This window comes from Micromonospora sp. AB353, from assembly GCF_049538395.1.
GTDB lineage: Bacteria > Actinomycetota > Actinomycetes > Mycobacteriales > Micromonosporaceae > Micromonospora > Micromonospora aurantiaca.
The window spans coordinates 16,797-32,680 of the sequence record NZ_JBMVFV010000023.1; the positions used below are offsets into that span (position 1 = coordinate 16,797).

A 15,884-nucleotide genomic window follows, 5' to 3' on the forward strand; every position below is an offset into this window, starting at 1 on the left:
GCTGAGGCGGTCTGACACGCGCCGCCGGACCGAGAGCGCCGGCGGCGTCGGCACGCTCAGGGTCGTCGCTGGGAGGGAGTGCACCGTCGTGGCACTCGTGGTGCAGAAGTACGGCGGGTCCTCCGTCGCCAACGCCGAGCGGATCAAGCGGGTGGCCGAGCGCATCGTGGCCGCGCGCAAGGCCGGCGACGACGTGGTAGTCGTGGTGTCCGCCATGGGCGACACCACCGACGAGCTGCTCGACCTGGCCAACCAGGTCAGCCCGCTGCCGCCGGGCCGCGAGCTGGACATGCTGCTCACCGCCGGGGAGCGGATCTCCATGGCGCTGCTCGCCATGGCCATCCACAACCTGGGGTACGAAGCCCGCTCGTTCACCGGTTCGCAGGCCGGCGTGATCACCACCTCGGTGCACGGCCGGGCCCGGATCATCGACGTCACCCCGGGGCGGCTCAAGGGCGCGCTGGACGAGGGCGCGGTGGTCATCGTCGCCGGTTTCCAGGGCGTCTCGCAGGACACCAAGGACGTGACCACGCTCGGGCGCGGCGGCTCGGACACCACCGCCGTGGCGCTCGCCGCCGCGCTGGAGGCGGACGTCTGCGAGATCTACACCGACGTGGACGGCATCTTCAGCGCCGACCCGCGCATCGTGCCGAACGCCCGGCACATCAAGCAGATCACCTACGAGGAGATGCTGGAGCTGGCCGCCTGCGGCGCGAAGGTGCTGCACCTGCGCAGCGTCGAGTACGCGCGGCGCGCGGGCTTGCCGATCCACGTCCGTTCGTCATACTCGACCAACACCGGCACGATGGTCACCGGATCGATGGAGGACCTTCCTGTGGAACAGGCACTGATCACCGGGGTCGCCCACGACCGCAGCGAAGCGAAGATCACGATCGTCGGCGTGCCCGACGAGCCGGGCGCCGCCGCCTCGATCTTCGACACCGTGGCCGGCGCGGAGATCAACATCGACATGATCGTGCAGAACGTGTCCACCGAGGGCACCGGCCGCACGGATATCTCGTTCACGCTGCCCAAGGCCGACGGCCCGACCGCGATGACCGCGCTCAGCAAGATCCAGGAGTCGGTCAAGTTCAAGGGCCTGCTGTACGACGACCACGTCGGCAAGGTGTCCCTCATCGGCGCGGGCATGCGCTCGCACCCGGGCGTGGCGGCCGGCTTCTTCGCCGCCCTCGGCGCGGCCGGCGTCAACATCGAGATGATCTCCACCTCGGAGATCCGGGTCTCCGTGGTCTGCCGCGACACCGACCTCGACAAGGCGGTCCGCGCCATCCACGACGCCTTCGAGCTGGGTGGTGACACCGAAGCCGTCGTCTACGCCGGCACCGGGCGGTAACGCGCCGTGGCGTCGCTGCCCACCCTCGCCGTGGTCGGGGCGACAGGTGCCGTCGGTACGGTGATGTGCCAGATCCTCTCCTCCCGGCGCAACGTGTGGGGCGAGATCCGGCTGCTCGCCTCCGAGCGGTCGGCCGGCCGGCGCCTGCGGTGCCGGGGCGAGGAACTGACCGTCCAGGCGCTCACCGCCGACGCGCTCGACGGCGTCGACGTGGCGATGTTCGACGTGCCGGACGACGTCTCCGCGCAGTGGGCCCCGGTCGCCGTCGCGCGCGGCGCGGTGGTGGTGGACAACTCCGGCGCGTTCCGGATGGACCGTGACGTGCCGCTCGTGGTCCCCGAGATCAACCCCGAGCAGGTACGGAACCGGCCCAAGGGCATCATCGCCAACGCCAACTGCACGACGCTGGCGATGATCGTGGCGGTCGCGCCGCTGCACCGCGAGTACGGGCTGCGCGAGCTGGTGCTCGCGTCGTACCAGGCGGTCTCCGGGGCGGGGCAGGCCGGTGTGGACGCGCTGCACCTCCAGCTCGGCAAAATCGCCGGGGATCGGGTGCTCGGTTCCCGGGCCGGTGACGTGCGACAGGCGGTCGGCGACGAGCTGGGTCCGTTCCCGGCGCCGCTGGCGCTCAACGTCGTTCCGTGGGCGGGCTCGCTGGCGGACGGCGGCTGGTCGTCGGAGGAGATGAAGCTGCGCAACGAGTCGCGCAAGATCCTCGGGCTGCCCGACCTCAAGGTGTCCGCCACCTGCGTACGGGTGCCGGTGGTGACCGGTCACTCGGTCGCCGTGCACGCGGTCTTCGCCACCGAGGTGGACGCCGAGGGTGCCCGTGAGGTGCTGCGCAACGCGCCGGGCGTGATCCTGGTCGACGACCCGGCGGCGGGGGAGTTCCCGATGCCGATCGACGCGGTCGGCACCGACCCGTCGTGGGTGGGCCGCATCCGCCGAGCGGTCGACGACCCCCGCGCCCTGGACCTCTTCGTGACCGGCGACAACCTCCGCAAGGGCGCCGCCCTCAACACGGCCCAGATAGCCGAACTCCTGGCCAGGGACCTGACCCGCCCATAAGCCCCGCCCCGCCCCCGCCCCCGCCCCCGCCCCGCGCCCGCCCAGCGCCCGTCGATCATGAAGTTGACGGCAATCGCCGCCCGATTTGTCACCGCCAACTCCATGATCGACGGGCTGGGAGAGGGGGGGCGGGGAGAGGCGGGCGGGGAGAGGGCGGGGTGGGTCAGGCGGCGGAGAGGTGGACGCCGTCTCGGCCGTGGCGCTTGACGGCGTAGAGGGCCTGGTCGGCGCGGTGCAGGGTGCGCTCGGGAGACTCGCCGGGGCGCGGCAGGGCGATGCCGACGCTGATCGTCCGGCCGGTACGGCGGGCCGCCTCGGTGAGCCGTTCGGCGATCCGGACCGCCTCCTCCGGGCGGCTCACCTCGATCACCGCCACGAACTCGTCGCCGCCGGTCCGGTACAGCTCGTCGCCCTGACGCAACGCGCCTTCGAGGGCCCGGGCCAGACCCACCAGCAGCCGGTCGCCGGCCTGGTGGCCGTACGTGTCGTTGACGTCCTTGAACCCGTCCACGTCGATCGCCAGCAGCGCGGTACGCCCCGGCGTGGCGGTGGCGATCCGCTGCCCGAACGGGCCGGTGTGCCGCAGCCCGGTGAGCGGGTCCGAGCTTGCCTGCTCGCGCAGCCGGGCGAGCGTACGCAGCCGGTCCAGGCAGGTCCACGCCTGCCCGGCGAGCAACTCGATCAGGTTGACGGTGGTCGGGTCGGGGCACAGGCGTTGCTCGTCGGCCACGAGCAGCACGCCACCGGAGGCGGGTGTGCCGACCGGCACCGCCACGAGCGTGCGCGCGCCGGCCCGGGTCAGCGGCAGGTACTCCTCGGTGGGCGGGTGGCCCGCCTCGCCCAGCGTGTACGCCGAGCCGTACCGGTGGGCCCGGTCGATCATGCGGTGCAGCGCTACCGGTCCGGCCTCGTCCAGCTCGGCCCGGATGCGCGCCTCCAGCGCCCCAGGGGTGCCGGTGGGCGCGCCGAGGCGCGGGCCGCGCCGGCCGGTGAGCACCAGTACGGCGGCGGAGAGCGCCGACACGTCCCGGGCCGCGGCGAGCGCGGCGGTCATCAGATCCCAGTCGGTCGGCGCGGCGGTGAACGCGGCGGCGTGCCGCAACAGCTTCTCGCTACGGCTCTCGGCCGGCGGCCCGCCGAGCGCGGCGATCCGCGCGCCGAGGTGGTCGGCCACCAGTTCGGCGGTCTCCCGCCACGCCGCGAGCACGACGGGTTCGCTCCATTGCAGGTCGAGCACCCCGATGGGATGGCCGTCCGGGTCGCGTACCGGCACACAGAGTTCGGCGGTGACGTCCGGGCGGACCTCGAGGTAGTCGGGGTCGGCGCTGACGTCGGGCACGGCGGCGGTGATCCCGGAGGCGTAGACCCGCCGCACCACAGAGGGTTCGGGCCGGTGGCGGCCCGGCGGGGTGCCGTCGGCGGTGGCCGGTACGTGCGAGAAGACCTGCCAGGTGCCGGTGGCGGCGACGCAGCGCAGACGGTCGTGGACGCGGAGCAGGACGGTGGCGGTCGCCGGGGTGTGCCGGGCGAGCGCGGCGACGGTCCACTGGCACGCCTCCGGGACGGTGGACGCCGTGGGAAGGCGCACCGTGACGTCGCGGAGGACTCGCTCGTGGTCCACGTCGTTCCTGCTCGGAGGGGGTCGGGTCGCGATCAAGGGTACTCAGCGCAACCGCCGCCGACCTTCGTACACATGTGCTATCCACAGGCTGTGGACGCAGCCTGTGGGCGGAAGCGGGCCTGCGCGGGGAGGGTGCGCGGCGATAGCGTGGGGGCCCGGGCACCCGAGGAGGCGGCCGATGCTCATCGCCCAGCTCAGCGACCCGCACGTGACCACCGGGCCGCTCGCGGCCGACCCGGCGTCCGGGTTGCACCGGGCGCTCGGCACGGTGCTCGCCCTGCGTCCGCGGCCCGACTGCGTGGTGATCACCGGTGACCTCACCGCCAACGGCCGGCCGGACGAATACCTCGCCCTGCGCGAGATCGTCGGCGCGTTCCCGCTGCCTGTGCACCTGGTGACCGGCAACCACGACGACCGCGAGTCGCTGCTCGACACGTTCGGCGGCACGCCCTACCTGGCCGGTGGCTTCTCGGCGCACTACCACGTCGACCTGCCGGACGCGACGCTCGTGGTGCTCGACTCGCTCACCCCGGGCAGCCCCGGCGGGCGGCTCGGCGACGAGCAGCTCGCCTGGCTGGACGGGGTGCTCGCCGGCCGTACCGACGTGCCCGCCGTCGTGTGCCTGCACCATCCGCCGGTCGCGGTGGGAGTGCCGGGCATGGACGCGATGGGCCTGGCCGACGCCGACGCGCTCGCCGCCGTGGTCGGCCGTCACCTCCATGTCGTACGCGTCGCCGCGGGGCACCTGCACCGCCAGGTGACCAGCGCGTTCGCCGGTACGGTGCTGACCACCGCGCCGAGCACCTGGATCCAGGTGAGCCTCAGCATGACCGACGAGGAGGAGCCGGGCTTCGTCGCCGAGCCGACCGCCTTCCTGTTGCACCGGATCGCCGACGGCGGCTGCGTGACGCACACCGTCCAGGTCAGCCACGCCGCCGGGCGCACCTGCTGGTTCTGAGCCGCGCCGCCGATGCTCTGGTACGTCGCGTACGGCTCGAACCTGCACGCCGCCCGGCTCGACTGGTATCTGCGTGGCGGGTGCCCACCGGGCGGGCTGCGCACGTACCCCGGCTGCCGGGACCGCCGGCCACCGCGCCGGACGGTTCCGGTGCTGATCCCCGGCGGTGTCTACTTCGCCGGGGAGTCGCGGGCCTGGACCGGCGGCATGGCGTTCTACGACCCGCTGCTGCCCGGGCGGGCGGCGGCGCGCGGTTACCTGGTGACCGTCGAGCAGTTCGCGGACATCGCAGCGCAGGAGATGTACCGGCCGCTCGGCGCCGACCTGGCCGGGATCCTCGCGGCGGTCGAGACCGGGCGGGCGACGCTCGGGCCGGGCCGCTACGAGACGCTGCTGCGCGTCGGCGTCCACGAGGGCCTGCCGCTGCTCACGTTCACCGCGCCGCACCGGGCGGTGGAGGTGCAGTGGACCCGCCCCGCGCCGATCTATCTCGGGATGCTGGCGCGCGGGCTGCGCGAGGCGCACGGCTGGGACGCCGCGCGGACCGTCGGCTACCTGGCGGGCCGGCCGGGGGTGGCCGGGCGGTGGACCCGGCCCGCGTTGCGCAGGCTGGTCGCCGCCGCCCACAGCGGGTTTCCAACCGGCACGCCCGACAGTGAGTCGAATTCGGACAGTCCGCTCGGGATGCCGAACCGTCGGACATGAACGACCGTTCGGTCCGCGATGGGTGTCCGGCAGGAGGTGATTCCGGCAAGGACGGTTGCCAGCGCAACGATTTCCGCGTGACATGAGCGTCGGCGCCGGCTCCCTGTCCCTGGGAGCCGGCGCCTTCGACGGTGGCGGGCATCGACAGCGTGCCCCGCGCGGAATTTCACCTGACCGTCATGTCCGACTCGTCCGGCAGACCGGTACGGGCCGCCCGAGGCAGCGACGATTCCTGATGCCACCCCGTTCGACCTGGCGGCCGGTGGATGAGAAGCTACCCCGGCGGGGCGGCGTTCCCCCGAGTACCGCCCTCCGCGATCGACACCTGTCACGGCACGGACCAGGGTCGCCGGGCGCACCATCGCCCGGACGCCACATACCGGCATCTCACGAGGAGTTCCATGTCCGTCACCGGGATGCGACGCCGGGCCGCCGTCGGCCTGGCCGCACTCGCCGCGACCGCGTTCACCGCTGTCGCCGTCACCCCCGACCAGGCCGAGGCCCGCCCGAAGCCGGTCGACGTCCAGTTGCTCGCGATCAACGACTTCCACGGCAACCTGGAACCGCCGAGCGGGTCCAGCGGCACCATCGACGGCCAGCCGGCCGGTGGCGCGGAATACCTGGCCAGCCACCTGAAGTCGATGCGCGCCGAGGCCAAGAGGCAGGGCAAGGGCACCGTCACCGTCGCCGCCGGCGACCTGATCGGCGCCTCGCCGCTGCTGTCCGCCGCGTTCCACGACGAGCCCACCATCGAGGAGATGAACCTCGCCGGGCTGGAGTTCGCGAGCGTCGGCAACCACGAGTTCGACGAGGGCGCGGCCGAGCTGCTGCGCATGCAGCGCGGCGGCTGCCACCCGGTGGACGGCTGCGCCGACGGCACCCCGTTCGGCGGTGCCAAGTTCTCGTACCTCTCGGCGAACGCCTTCAAGACCTCGACCGGCCTGCCGCTGATGCAGCCGTTCGGCATCAAGATCGTCAAGGGTGTCCCGATCGGCTTCATCGGGATGACCCTGGAGGGCACCCCGAACATCGTCAGCCAGCAGGGCGTCGCCGGCCTGCGGTTCACCGACGAGGCCGACACCGCCAACAAGTACGCCAAGATCCTGCGCCTGCTCGGGGTCAAGAGCATCGTCGTGCTGCTGCACGAGGGCGGCGTGCAGAACGGCGGCGGCATCAACGACTGCACCGGTTTCAGCGGCCCGATCGTCGACATCGCCAACCGGATGGACCCGTCCATCGACGTGATCGTCAGCGGGCACACCCACGCCGCGTACAACTGCAACATCAACAACAAGCTGGTCACCAGCGCCAGCTCGTTCGGCCGCCTGGTCACCCAGATCGACCTGAAGATCGACCCGCGTACCCGCGACGTGGTGAGCGCGTCCGCCAACAACGTGGTGGTCACCCGGGACGTCGAGAAGGACCCGGCCTCGACCGAGCTGATCAACCGGTACAAGACCGCGCTCGGCCCGGTGGCCGATCGGGTCGTCGGCGAGACCACCGCCGCGATCACCAAGACCCAGGAGAACCTGTACCAGACCGGGGTCGACGCCAACGGCAAGCCGACGTACCAGACCGGTGAGTCGCCGCTGGGCAACCTGATCGCCGACGCCCAGCTCGCCGCCACGGACACCGAGCAGAACGCGGTCGCCGCGTTCATGAACCCCGGTGGCGTCCGCGCCGACCTCGACGCCGGCCCGGTCACCTACGCCGAGGCGTTCACCGTGCAGCCGTTCGCCAACAACCTGGTGACGCTGGACCTGACCGGCGCGCAGCTCTACTGCATGCTGGAGCAGCAGTTCACCGTCGCGCGCGTGCTCTACGCGTCCTCGACCGTCAACTACGTCGTGGACGTCAACGGCACCACCGCGCCGGCCGGCACGCCGTGCGCCGGCACCCGCGTGGTCCGGGGCAGCCTCACCATCAACGGCACCCCGGTGACGGACACCGCCACCTACCGGGTCACCGTGAACAACTTCCTCGCCGGTGGCGGCGACGGCTTCAGCGTCCTGACCGGCGGCACCAACGCGGTGACCGGCCAGATCGACCTGGACGCCTTCACCGGGTACCTGACCGAGAAGTCGCCGGTCTCCCCGCCGGCGCTGGACCGGATCCGCACGACCACCGAGGTAGCTGCCGGCTGACGGCCGACCGCAGCACCGACGGGCCCCGGAGCGTTCGCTCCGGGGCCCGTTCGCGTGTCAGCCGACCCGGGCCGGCTCGGGCGCCTCGACGGCCGCCAGGCGGCCGTCCTGCGCGGCGGTGAGCAGCGGACGCAGCGACAGCGCCAGCACCGAGGCGGCCAGGCAGCCGCCCACCACGACGGCCACCCACACCCGTCCGTTCGCCGCGCCGATCAGCGGACCGGCGGTGACCGGGCCGACCACGCCGCTGATCCCGAAGATCATCGAGCTCATCGCGTTGTACCGGCCCCGCAGCTCGTCGGTGGCGAGCGCGTTGGTGATCGCGGGCATGACCGGCGACAGCATCGTCTCGCCGAACCCGAAGATCGCCGAGCAGGCCACCACGCCGAGCGCCGCGAGCACCGCGTTGCCGCTGCCCACCACCCCCGCCGCGCCGAGCACCAGCCACGCGCCGGCGAAGACCGCGCCGACGGTGGCGAGCGCACGGGTACGGCTGCGCCCCTCCAGCCGCCGGATCACCAGCAACTGCGAGAGCACGATCATGACGGTGTTCGCGGCCAGCGCCCACGCCACCACCCGGGGCGTCACCTCGACCACCCGGACCGAGTACGCCGCGAAGCCCACCTCGATCTGCGCGTACCCGCAGGTGGTGAGCACCAGGCCGAAGACGACCAGGCGGCGGAACGGCCGGTCCCGCAGCACCGTGAGGTAGCCGCCGGTCCTCCGGTCGTCAGCCTTCGCGCCGGCGGCCACGGCCGGGCGGCGCCCGACGTGTGGTAGCGCGAGCAGGATCAGCGCGGGGGTCAGGTAGCTCACCGCGTCCAGCAGGTAGATCACCTCGAAGGTGATCGGGCGGGCCACGTCGACCACCGCGCCGGAGATCAGGCCGCCGGTACCGATACCCAGGTTGAGCAGCGCGAAGTTGAGCCCGAAGACGCGCTGCCGCTCGCCGTCGTCGGTCAGCGAGGCGAGGATCGTGTTCTGCCCGGCCCAGATCGCCGAGCTGCCGACGGCGATCAGCGTCATCACGCCGAACGCCGACGCGGTCGAGTCGACGAGCGCCAGCGAGCCGGTGCCGATCGCCTCGATGACCAGGCAGGGCAACACCACCCGGCGCGCGCCGAACCGGTCGATGAACGTGCCGGCCAGCGGCGAGAGAGCCAGCGTGACAGCGCCGAACCAGCCGATCACCAACCCGGCCCGGGTGTCGGTCAGGCCGCGTACGTCGGTGAGGTAGATGAACAGGAACGGCAGGGTGAGGCCGCGCCCGACAGCGGAGAACAGGGTGCCGAGCAGGATCCGGCGGGCTTCGGGACGGGCGGGCAGGGCGCGGCGCAGCATGGCAGGGATTCTGTTCGGCGGGTACGACTACCGCGACCCGTTTACCCCTTACATGCGCGGTCGCCGGGCCGGAAGGTGAGCGAGCACACGTGCTCTGCCATGCTGGGCCGGTGACGACGACCTGGCGGCACCTGCCCGCACCGGCCCGCGAGATCGCCGAGACGGCCACCGACGCGGTGAGCGCCGCGCAGGCCCGCGACGCCGAGGCGTACGCCCCGGCCGTCGCGCGGCTGGCCGCCGCCGACCGGTCCGGGCTGGTGCTCGGCGGCGTGGTCCGGCTGCTGCTGGAGGAGGGCCACCCGGACGGGCTGGACGGCGACGACGTACGCCAGGTGCTGGAACAGTGCGTCCGGTCGGCGGCGACGTGGTGGCCCGACGTCGACCCGCACGTGCTGCTGGTGCTGCTGGCCGGCGCGCTCGGCGTCTACGACCCGGGTGACGACGAGAACCCGCCCGACCCGGCGGCGATCGCCCGGCACGCGCCGCTGCTGGTGGCCGACCTGCTGGCGGTCACCGGGCGGCCGTTCGCCGAGTACCTGACCGCCGCGTTCGCCGAGGTGGCGCGGACGGAGACGCACGACTGACGGTTCTTGCCGGCGCGCTTGCCGGCGCGCGGCCGGCCGGTGGGCCCGCTTACGGGCTGGCGGCCAGGAAGACGAACGCGGCGAGCAGCACCAGGTGCACCCCGCCCTGGAGCACAGTCGCCCGGCCCGGCACGACGGTGAGCACCGCCGTCACCGCGGTCAGCGCCAGCAGCGTCATCTGGGTGCCGCCCAGGCCCAGCACCAGCGGCCCGTCCAGCCAGATCGAGGCGATCGCGATGGCCGGGATGGTCAGGCCGATGCTGGCCATGGCCGAGCCGAGCGCGAGGTTGAGGCTGATCTGCACCCGGTCCCGCCGGGCCGCCCGAGCTGCGGCGAGCGTCTCCGGCAGCAGCACCAGCAGCGCGATGACCACGCCGACGAACGCCTGCGGCAGGTTCGCCGCGCTGACCGCCGTCTCGATCGCCGGGGAGATCGTCTTCGCGTCGCCGACCACCGCGACGAGCGCCACCACCAGCAGGGCCAGGCTGGCCAGTGCGGTACGGGTGGACGGCGGCTCGGCGTGCCCGTCGCCGGTCTTGTCCTCGGCGAGGATGCTGCCCTCCTGCGTGACCGGGAGGAAGTAGTCGCGGTGCCGGCCGGTCTGCACCATGACGAACAGCAGGTAGAGCGCGAGCGAGGCGACCGCCGCGAAGGCGAGCTGCGCGGGGGAGAACTCCGGGCCCGGCCGGCTCGTGGTGAACGTCGGCACCACCATGCTGAGCGTGGCGAGCGTGGCCACCGTGGCGAGCGCCCCGCCGGTGCCCTCCGGATTGAAGACCGCCACCTTTCGCCGCAGCGCACCGAGTAGCAGCGACAGGCCGAGGATGCCGTTGCAGGTGATCATCACGGCGGCGAAGACGGTGTCCCGCGCCAGCGCCTGCGTCTTGTCGCCACCGCTGATCATCAGTGTGACGATCAGACCGACTTCGATCACGGTGACCGCCACCGCGAGCACGAGTGACCCGTACGGCTCACCGACCTTGTGCGCGACCACCTCGGCGTGGTGGACAGCCGCCAGGACGGCCGCCGCGAGCAGGCCCGCCACCACGAAGATGAGCGGGCCGGGCAGCTCCCGTCCCCAGGTCATCACGAGCACGAGCACGGCGACCAGGGGCGCGACGGTGGTCCAATCGGTCAGGCGGGATCGGATCATCGGCGGCATGCGCATACTTTGCCAGGCAGCGAGGTCAACCGCGCGTGGCGGGGTGGCTTCGGGCAGTCCTGTCGATCTATTCGGCCGAGGCCGGTTGCTCCAGGTGGGCGGGCAGGTCACCGAGGTTCGCGATCACCGGTCCGATCCAGCCCGGATCGGTGTCCTGGTGTTCGGTCGTCCGGATCACCGTCATCCCGGCCGCCGCCGCGCCGGCCAGCTCGCCGTCCGCGCCGTCGCCCACGTACACGCAGTCCGCCGGCGCGACGCCCAGCCGCTGCGCGGCGGCGCGGTAGATCGCCGGATCCGGCTTGGCCAGCCCGGCCTCGCAGGAGAACACCGTGACGTCGAAACGCCGGGCGAGCGGGCCGCCCGGCCACGCCTCGGCCGTCTCCGAGGTGGCGTTGCTGATCAGGGCCAGCCGGTGCCCGCGCTCCCGCAGCGCGTCGAGCACGTCCAGCGTGGCGAGCGAGACGCGGCCCAGCACCCGGTGGGCGAGGGTCAGCCGGTGCGCGGCGGCCCGGGCCACCTGCTCATCCGTCGGCACACCACCGAGGCGCCCGGCGAGGATGCGGACCGTCTCCGCCGCGTTCCAGCGGACGAGGCGGTCCCGCCAGGTCGCGTGGTACGCGGCGACGAGAGCCGCCGGATCCACGCCGACGACGAGCGCCATCTCGCCGACCACCCGGTCCCGCTCGTCGTCGGCGCCGTGGACCAGGGTGTGGAAGAGGTCGAAGACGACCGGCCGTGGCATGGCGGGATCCTACTGCGACGGTGAGCGGGGCCGGGAAGACGCAGAGGGCACATCCGATCGATCGGATGTGCCCTCTTACCTCTGGTCGGGGTGGCCGGATTCGAACCGACGACCTCTTCGTCCCGAACGAAGCGCGCTACCAAGCTGCGCCACACCCCGAGGCGTGCCGACAAATAGTAGCCCACCCGCCCCCACGGTCAAACTCGGTACCCCCCGCCCCGCGTACCCGGCAGATCTTGGTACGGATCGGCCCTCCGAGGGGCGGCCGCGTACCAAGATCTGCCGGGGGTCAGCGGGGGATCAGGGTGAGGATGCTGGCCTCTGGGGGGCAGGCGAAGCGGATCGGGGCGGTGGGGTGGGTGCCGAGGCCGGCGGAGACGTGCAGCCAGGAGTCCGAGCCGGGCCAGCGGTGCAGCCCGCGCGCCATCGAGCGGGGCAGCCCGCAGTTGGTCACCAGGGCGCCGTACCCGGGCACGCAGACCTGGCCGCCGTGGGTGTGGCCGGCGAGCAGCAGACCGAAGCCGTCTGCGGCCATCCGGTCCAGCACGATCGGCTCGGGGGAGTGGGACACCGCTATCGACAGCGCCGCGTCGCCGCTGACCCGGCCGGCCACGGCGTCGTAGTCGTCCCGTTCGATGTGTGGGTCGTCCACGCCGACCAGCTCGATCTCCCGCCCGCCGGCCTTGACCGTGGTGCGGGCGTTGTTCAGGTCGGCCCAGCCGGCACCGGTGAGGATGTCGCGCAGTTCCTCGGACGGCAGCGGCACGCCCTCGGTGTACTCCCGGTCGGGCAGGAAGTAGGTGAAGGGGTTCTTGAAGACCGGACCGGTGTAGTCGTTGGAGCCGAAGACGAACGCGCCGGGCAGGTCGAGCAGCGGCTGCAGGGCGCGCAGCACGCCCGGCACCGACTCCGGGTGCGCCATGTTGTCGCCGGTGACCACTACCAGGTCCGGGTCGAGCGCGGCCAGCGAGGCCACCCAGTCCTGCTTGCGTCGCTGGCCGGGCATCATGTGCAGGTCGGAGAGGTGCAGCACCCGCAGTGGTTCGGCGTCGGTCGGGAGCACCGGTACGTCGTACCGGCGGAGGGTGAACATGTTGCGCTCGATGAGCGACGCGTACGCCAGGGTGGCCGCGCCGGCGGCGACGGTTCCGGCCGCGAGCCGGAATAGTGTGCGCTTTCGCATGGCGTTCAGGGTAGTTTCACCGTCCATGAGCACGCTGAAGGACCGTCTCACCGCCGACATGCGCGCCGCTCTCAAGGCGCGCGACGAGCTGACCACCTCCACGCTGCGGATGGCCCTGGCCGCCGTGGGCAACGCCGAGGTCGCCGGCCGGGAAAAGCGCGAGCTCAGCGACGACGAGGTGCTCGCCGTGCTGACCAAGGAGGCCAAGAAGCGCCGCGAGGCGGCGGTGGCGTTCGCCGACGCCGGGCGCGCCGAGCAGGCCGGCAAGGAGACCGCCGAGGGTGAGGTGCTGGAGCGCTACCTGCCCAAGCAGCTCTCCGACGAGGAGCTGGCCGAGCTGGTCTCGGGGGCGCTCACCGCGGGCGGCTTCACCGGCAAGGCGCAGATGGGCCCGGCCATGAAGGCGGCCCAGGGCGCGGTGGCCGGCCGGGCCGAGGGTGGTCGGGTCGCCGCGGAGGTACGCCGCCAGCTCGGCCTCTGACCCGGGCGCTCCGGTAGCGCGGACACGACGACGGCCACCTCCCGGGGGAGGTGGCCGTCGCTGTCTGCTGTCCGGGGTCAGTTGCCCGGTCGTCCCGGTCTGCCGTTACCCCCGCCCGGCCCACCCGGCCGGTCCGGTGTCGCGGTGCCGCCCTGCTCCGGGGTGCCCGTGCCCTGGCCGGAGCTGACCTCGATCATCACCACGCCACCCTTGATGGTGCGCCCGTCCGGGCTGGTGCCGGCGGCGGTGCCGGCCGGGCACTCCGACGGCACCTTGTTGCTGGAGACCACCGGCTCGAAGCCGGCACCCTTCAGCCGGGACTTCGCGGTGTCGATCGACTCGCACTTGACGCCCGGGATGGAGCGCTGGTCACCGAGGACGATCTTGCCGCTGGGCGGCGTGAAGTTCTTCCGCTCCTTGCCCTTCATGGCGTCGCGCAGCGTCTGGTAGACCGCCGGGTTGATGCCCTGGGGCGTCTCGTCGTGGCCCATCTTCTGGTTGGTCTGCGGCCAGTCCGGGTCGGCCATGATGCCGGCCACCGCGTACTGCTTGGTCATCGCGACCAGGGCCGAGGTGCGGTCGGAGTCGGTGGTGCCGGACTTGCCGGCCACCGGCGCGTTGACGATGTTGCGGACGTTGCCGGCGGTGGCGGGGCCGCACTTGGTGGTGGAGGAGCGGTCACCGACCGGGCAGCGCGCGGCGTCCACGGCGGCGCGGGCCACCTCGGTGCTGACGCGCTGCTCGCAGCGCGGGTTGGCGACGTCCAGCTTCTCGCCGTCCGGGCCGCGGATCTCCTGCACCGGGATCGGCTCGCAGTACTTGCCGTCGGCGGCGAGCGTGGCGTACGCGTTCGCCAGCTCCAGCGGGGTGGTCTGGGAGACGCCGAGGCTGAACGCACCCCACTGGTGCGGGTTGGCGGCGAGCTGCGCGTCGCTCGACGAGCGGAACGTGATGCCGAGCTTCTGCGCGGCCTTCACCACGTTCTCCGCGCCGACCCGCTGCTGCAGGTCGATGAAGAACGTGTTCACCGAGAAGCCGAAGCCGCTCCACATGTTGTGCATGCCGGCCATCGCGGGGTTGGCGTTCTTCGGGCAGTACTTGCTGGTGCCCGGGCAGGCCGCGGGCGAGTTGAACTCGACCGGGTAGTCGGACTTGAACACCGGCTGCGCGTTGATGGGGTAGCTGAGCGGGTAGCCCTTCTCCAGCGCGGCCACCAGCGTGAAGATCTTGAAGGTCGAGCCGGCCTGGTAGCCGGCGATGCCGGGACCACCGGTGACCAGCGGGTTCACCGTGTTGGGGTAGTTGCCCCGGATCTTCTTCTTGGCCTTCTTCGGGTCGCTGGAGATCTTGTTCTGCGGGTCGGCCGGGTCGTCGAGCTTGAAGTTCCGGTTCACCGCCACGGCGCGGACCCGGCCGGTGCCCGGTTCGACGGCGGCCACCATGCGGGCCGCCTTGCTGCTCTCGCCGAGCTTGTTGCGGACGGCCTTGTCGGCGCCCTTCTGGGCCTGGACGTCGAGGGTGGAGATGATGGTGTAGCCGCCGCTCTTGAGCCGCCGCTCACGGTCGTACGAGGTGGCGCCGAACGTCTCCTGCTGGAGCCACCAGCGGTAGAGGTAGTCGCAGAAGAAGCCCCAGGAGCGGGTGGTGGTCTGGGTGCAGCCGTTCGGGGTGCGCTTGCCCTTGACCTGGAGCTTGATCTTCTTGGCGGCGTCCGCCTCCTGCTGGGTGATCGCGCCGATCTGCACCATGTTCTGGATGACGTAGTCGCGCCGGCCGACCGCCTCCGGGTAGCCCGCCTTGGTGGTCGGGTCGAACGCCGTGGGGGCCTTCACCATGCCGGCGAGCATCGCCGACTCCTGGATGTCGAGCTTGCTCGGCGGCTTGTTGAAGTAGACCTGGCTGGCCGCCCAGATGCCGTACGCGCCGTTGCCGAACGCGGCGATGTTCAGGTAGCGCCGGAGGATCTCGTCCTTGGAGAGCTCCTTGTCGACCTGGAGCGCCAGGCTCATCTCGCGCAGCTTGCGACCGCTGGTGTCCTCGGTCGCGGCGACGACGTCGGCCGGGTGCGTGGCCGAGTAGGAGATGGCCAGCCGGACGTACTGCATGGTGAGCGTCGACGCGCCCTGCCGGGAGGAGCCGGCGGCCTGGTTGTTGACGAAGGCGCGCGCCACGCCGTTGATGTCCACACCGTTGTGCTTGTAGAAGTCGTGGTCCTCGGCCGCGATGATGGCCTTCTTCATGTGCGGCGAGATGTCCTCGAACTTGACGTCCTTGCGGTTCTCGTCGTACATCGTGGCCAGCACGGTCTTGCCGTCGGACGCGAGCAACTTGGTGATCTGGGGTGCCCGGGCGACTGTCAGCTCCTTGGGCAGCGCCTCGAACGTCTCCGCTCCGGCCTTGGCGGCCAGTCCGGACATCGCTGCCACGGGGAAGGCCGCCGCGGCGACCACCACTCCGGCCAACAGGCCGCAGATCAGCAGCGATGCGGCGTTGGTCAGCACGTTGTGGTCACGTTTCCGCATCCAGGTCACCTCGACAGGG

13 protein-coding genes and 1 tRNA gene are annotated in these 15,884 nt (G+C 72.1%); 7 read left to right on the forward strand and 7 right to left on the reverse strand.

Going from position 1 to position 15,884, the window contains the following annotated elements; translation table 11 throughout:
• Positions 1–88: 88 nt before the first annotated feature.
• Positions 89–1,354 carry an aspartate kinase gene (locus ACPCK6_RS12835; RefSeq protein ID WP_135242401.1) on the forward strand — a complete coding sequence of 422 codons (1,266 nt, stop codon included), beginning with the start codon at positions 89–91 and terminating at the stop codon, positions 1,352–1,354.
• Between the two features lie 6 nt (positions 1,355–1,360).
• Positions 1,361–2,422 (forward strand): aspartate-semialdehyde dehydrogenase, encoded by a 1,062-nt coding sequence (locus ACPCK6_RS12840; protein ID WP_423481207.1) that lies wholly within the window; start codon positions 1,361–1,363, stop codon positions 2,420–2,422.
• Positions 2,423–2,585: 163 nt separating this feature from the next.
• Here ACPCK6_RS12840 and ACPCK6_RS12845 read toward each other — a convergent pair whose 3' ends face one another.
• Positions 2,586–4,043 (reverse strand): GGDEF domain-containing protein, encoded by a 1,458-nt coding sequence (locus ACPCK6_RS12845; protein WP_396880830.1) that lies wholly within the window; start codon positions 4,041–4,043, stop codon positions 2,586–2,588.
• Positions 4,044–4,221: 178 nt separating this feature from the next.
• Here ACPCK6_RS12845 and ACPCK6_RS12850 point away from each other — a divergent pair, with 178 nt between their 5' ends.
• The 3 genes from ACPCK6_RS12850 (at position 4,222) to ACPCK6_RS12860 (ending at position 7,850) form a co-directional block, all read left to right on the forward strand.
• Positions 4,222–5,001 (forward strand): phosphodiesterase, encoded by a 780-nt coding sequence (locus tag ACPCK6_RS12850; RefSeq protein WP_423481208.1) that lies wholly within the window; start codon positions 4,222–4,224, stop codon positions 4,999–5,001.
• A 12-nt stretch (positions 5,002–5,013) separates the two neighbouring features.
• Positions 5,014–5,706 carry a histone deacetylase gene (locus ACPCK6_RS12855; RefSeq protein ID WP_396880832.1) on the forward strand — a complete coding sequence of 231 codons (693 nt, stop codon included), beginning with the start codon at positions 5,014–5,016 and terminating at the stop codon, positions 5,704–5,706.
• Positions 5,707–6,107: 401 nt separating this feature from the next.
• Positions 6,108–7,850, forward strand: coding sequence for a bifunctional metallophosphatase/5'-nucleotidase (locus ACPCK6_RS12860; protein WP_423481209.1), 1,743 nt, complete (start codon positions 6,108–6,110; stop codon positions 7,848–7,850).
• 57 nt (positions 7,851–7,907) lie between these two features.
• Here the strand turns inward: ACPCK6_RS12860 and ACPCK6_RS12865 are convergent, their stop codons facing one another.
• Positions 7,908–9,191, reverse strand: coding sequence for an MFS transporter (locus ACPCK6_RS12865; protein WP_423481210.1), 1,284 nt, complete (start codon positions 9,189–9,191; stop codon positions 7,908–7,910).
• Positions 9,192–9,301: 110 nt separating this feature from the next.
• Here ACPCK6_RS12865 and ACPCK6_RS12870 point away from each other — a divergent pair, with 110 nt between their 5' ends.
• Positions 9,302–9,775: a hypothetical protein gene (locus tag ACPCK6_RS12870; protein WP_396880835.1), complete on the forward strand. Its 474-nt coding sequence runs from the start codon at positions 9,302–9,304 to the stop codon at positions 9,773–9,775.
• A gap of 49 nt (positions 9,776–9,824) precedes the next feature.
• Here ACPCK6_RS12870 and ACPCK6_RS12875 read toward each other — a convergent pair whose 3' ends face one another.
• From ACPCK6_RS12875 to ACPCK6_RS12890, 4 genes are all read right to left on the reverse strand, one after another.
• Entirely contained in the window at positions 9,825–10,928 is a 1,104-nt protein-coding gene (locus tag ACPCK6_RS12875) for a calcium:cation antiporter (RefSeq protein WP_318336031.1), read from the reverse strand.
• 76 nt (positions 10,929–11,004) lie between these two features.
• Complete coding sequence (locus ACPCK6_RS12880) at positions 11,005–11,679, reverse strand: HAD family hydrolase (RefSeq protein WP_423481211.1); 675 nt, start codon at positions 11,677–11,679, stop codon at positions 11,005–11,007.
• 82 nt (positions 11,680–11,761) lie between these two features.
• Positions 11,762–11,838, reverse strand: a tRNA-Pro gene (locus tag ACPCK6_RS12885).
• Positions 11,839–11,968: 130 nt separating this feature from the next.
• Entirely contained in the window at positions 11,969–12,862 is an 894-nt protein-coding gene (locus ACPCK6_RS12890) for a metallophosphoesterase (RefSeq protein ID WP_423481212.1), read from the reverse strand.
• 25 nt (positions 12,863–12,887) lie between these two features.
• On the opposite strand from ACPCK6_RS12890, the gene ACPCK6_RS12895 reads away from it, so the two are divergent.
• Complete coding sequence (locus ACPCK6_RS12895; protein WP_194801991.1) at positions 12,888–13,343, forward strand: GatB/YqeY domain-containing protein; 456 nt, start codon at positions 12,888–12,890, stop codon at positions 13,341–13,343.
• A 77-nt stretch (positions 13,344–13,420) separates the two neighbouring features.
• On the opposite strand, the gene ACPCK6_RS12900 is transcribed toward ACPCK6_RS12895, so the two are convergent.
• The gene (locus ACPCK6_RS12900; RefSeq protein ID WP_396880838.1) at positions 13,421–15,865 is read right to left on the reverse strand and encodes a transglycosylase domain-containing protein; all 2,445 of its coding nucleotides are present in this window, start codon (positions 15,863–15,865) and stop codon (positions 13,421–13,423) included.
• Positions 15,866–15,884 lie beyond the last annotated feature (19 nt).

What these genes read in the sequence shown, in the direction of transcription:
- ACPCK6_RS12890 (WP_423481212.1), bottom strand. Translation starts at nt 12,862, where the DNA reads ATGCGAAAGCGCACACTATTCCGGCTCGCGGCCGGAACCGTCGCCGCC.
- ACPCK6_RS12900 (WP_396880838.1), bottom strand. Translation starts at nt 15,865, where the DNA reads ATGCGGAAACGTGACCACAACGTGCTGACCAACGCCGCATCGCTGCTG.
- ACPCK6_RS12865 (WP_423481210.1), bottom strand. Translation starts at nt 9,191, where the DNA reads ATGCTGCGCCGCGCCCTGCCCGCCCGTCCCGAAGCCCGCCGGATCCTG.
- ACPCK6_RS12880 (WP_423481211.1), bottom strand. Translation starts at nt 11,679, where the DNA reads ATGCCACGGCCGGTCGTCTTCGACCTCTTCCACACCCTGGTCCACGGC.
- ACPCK6_RS12855 (WP_396880832.1), top strand. Translation starts at nt 5,014, where the DNA reads ATGCTCTGGTACGTCGCGTACGGCTCGAACCTGCACGCCGCCCGGCTC.
- ACPCK6_RS12850 (WP_423481208.1), top strand. Translation starts at nt 4,222, where the DNA reads ATGCTCATCGCCCAGCTCAGCGACCCGCACGTGACCACCGGGCCGCTC.
- ACPCK6_RS12875 (WP_318336031.1), bottom strand. Translation starts at nt 10,928, where the DNA reads ATGATCCGATCCCGCCTGACCGATTGGACCACCGTCGCGCCCCTGGTC.
- ACPCK6_RS12895 (WP_194801991.1), top strand. Translation starts at nt 12,888, where the DNA reads ATGAGCACGCTGAAGGACCGTCTCACCGCCGACATGCGCGCCGCTCTC.
- ACPCK6_RS12860 (WP_423481209.1), top strand. Translation starts at nt 6,108, where the DNA reads ATGTCCGTCACCGGGATGCGACGCCGGGCCGCCGTCGGCCTGGCCGCA.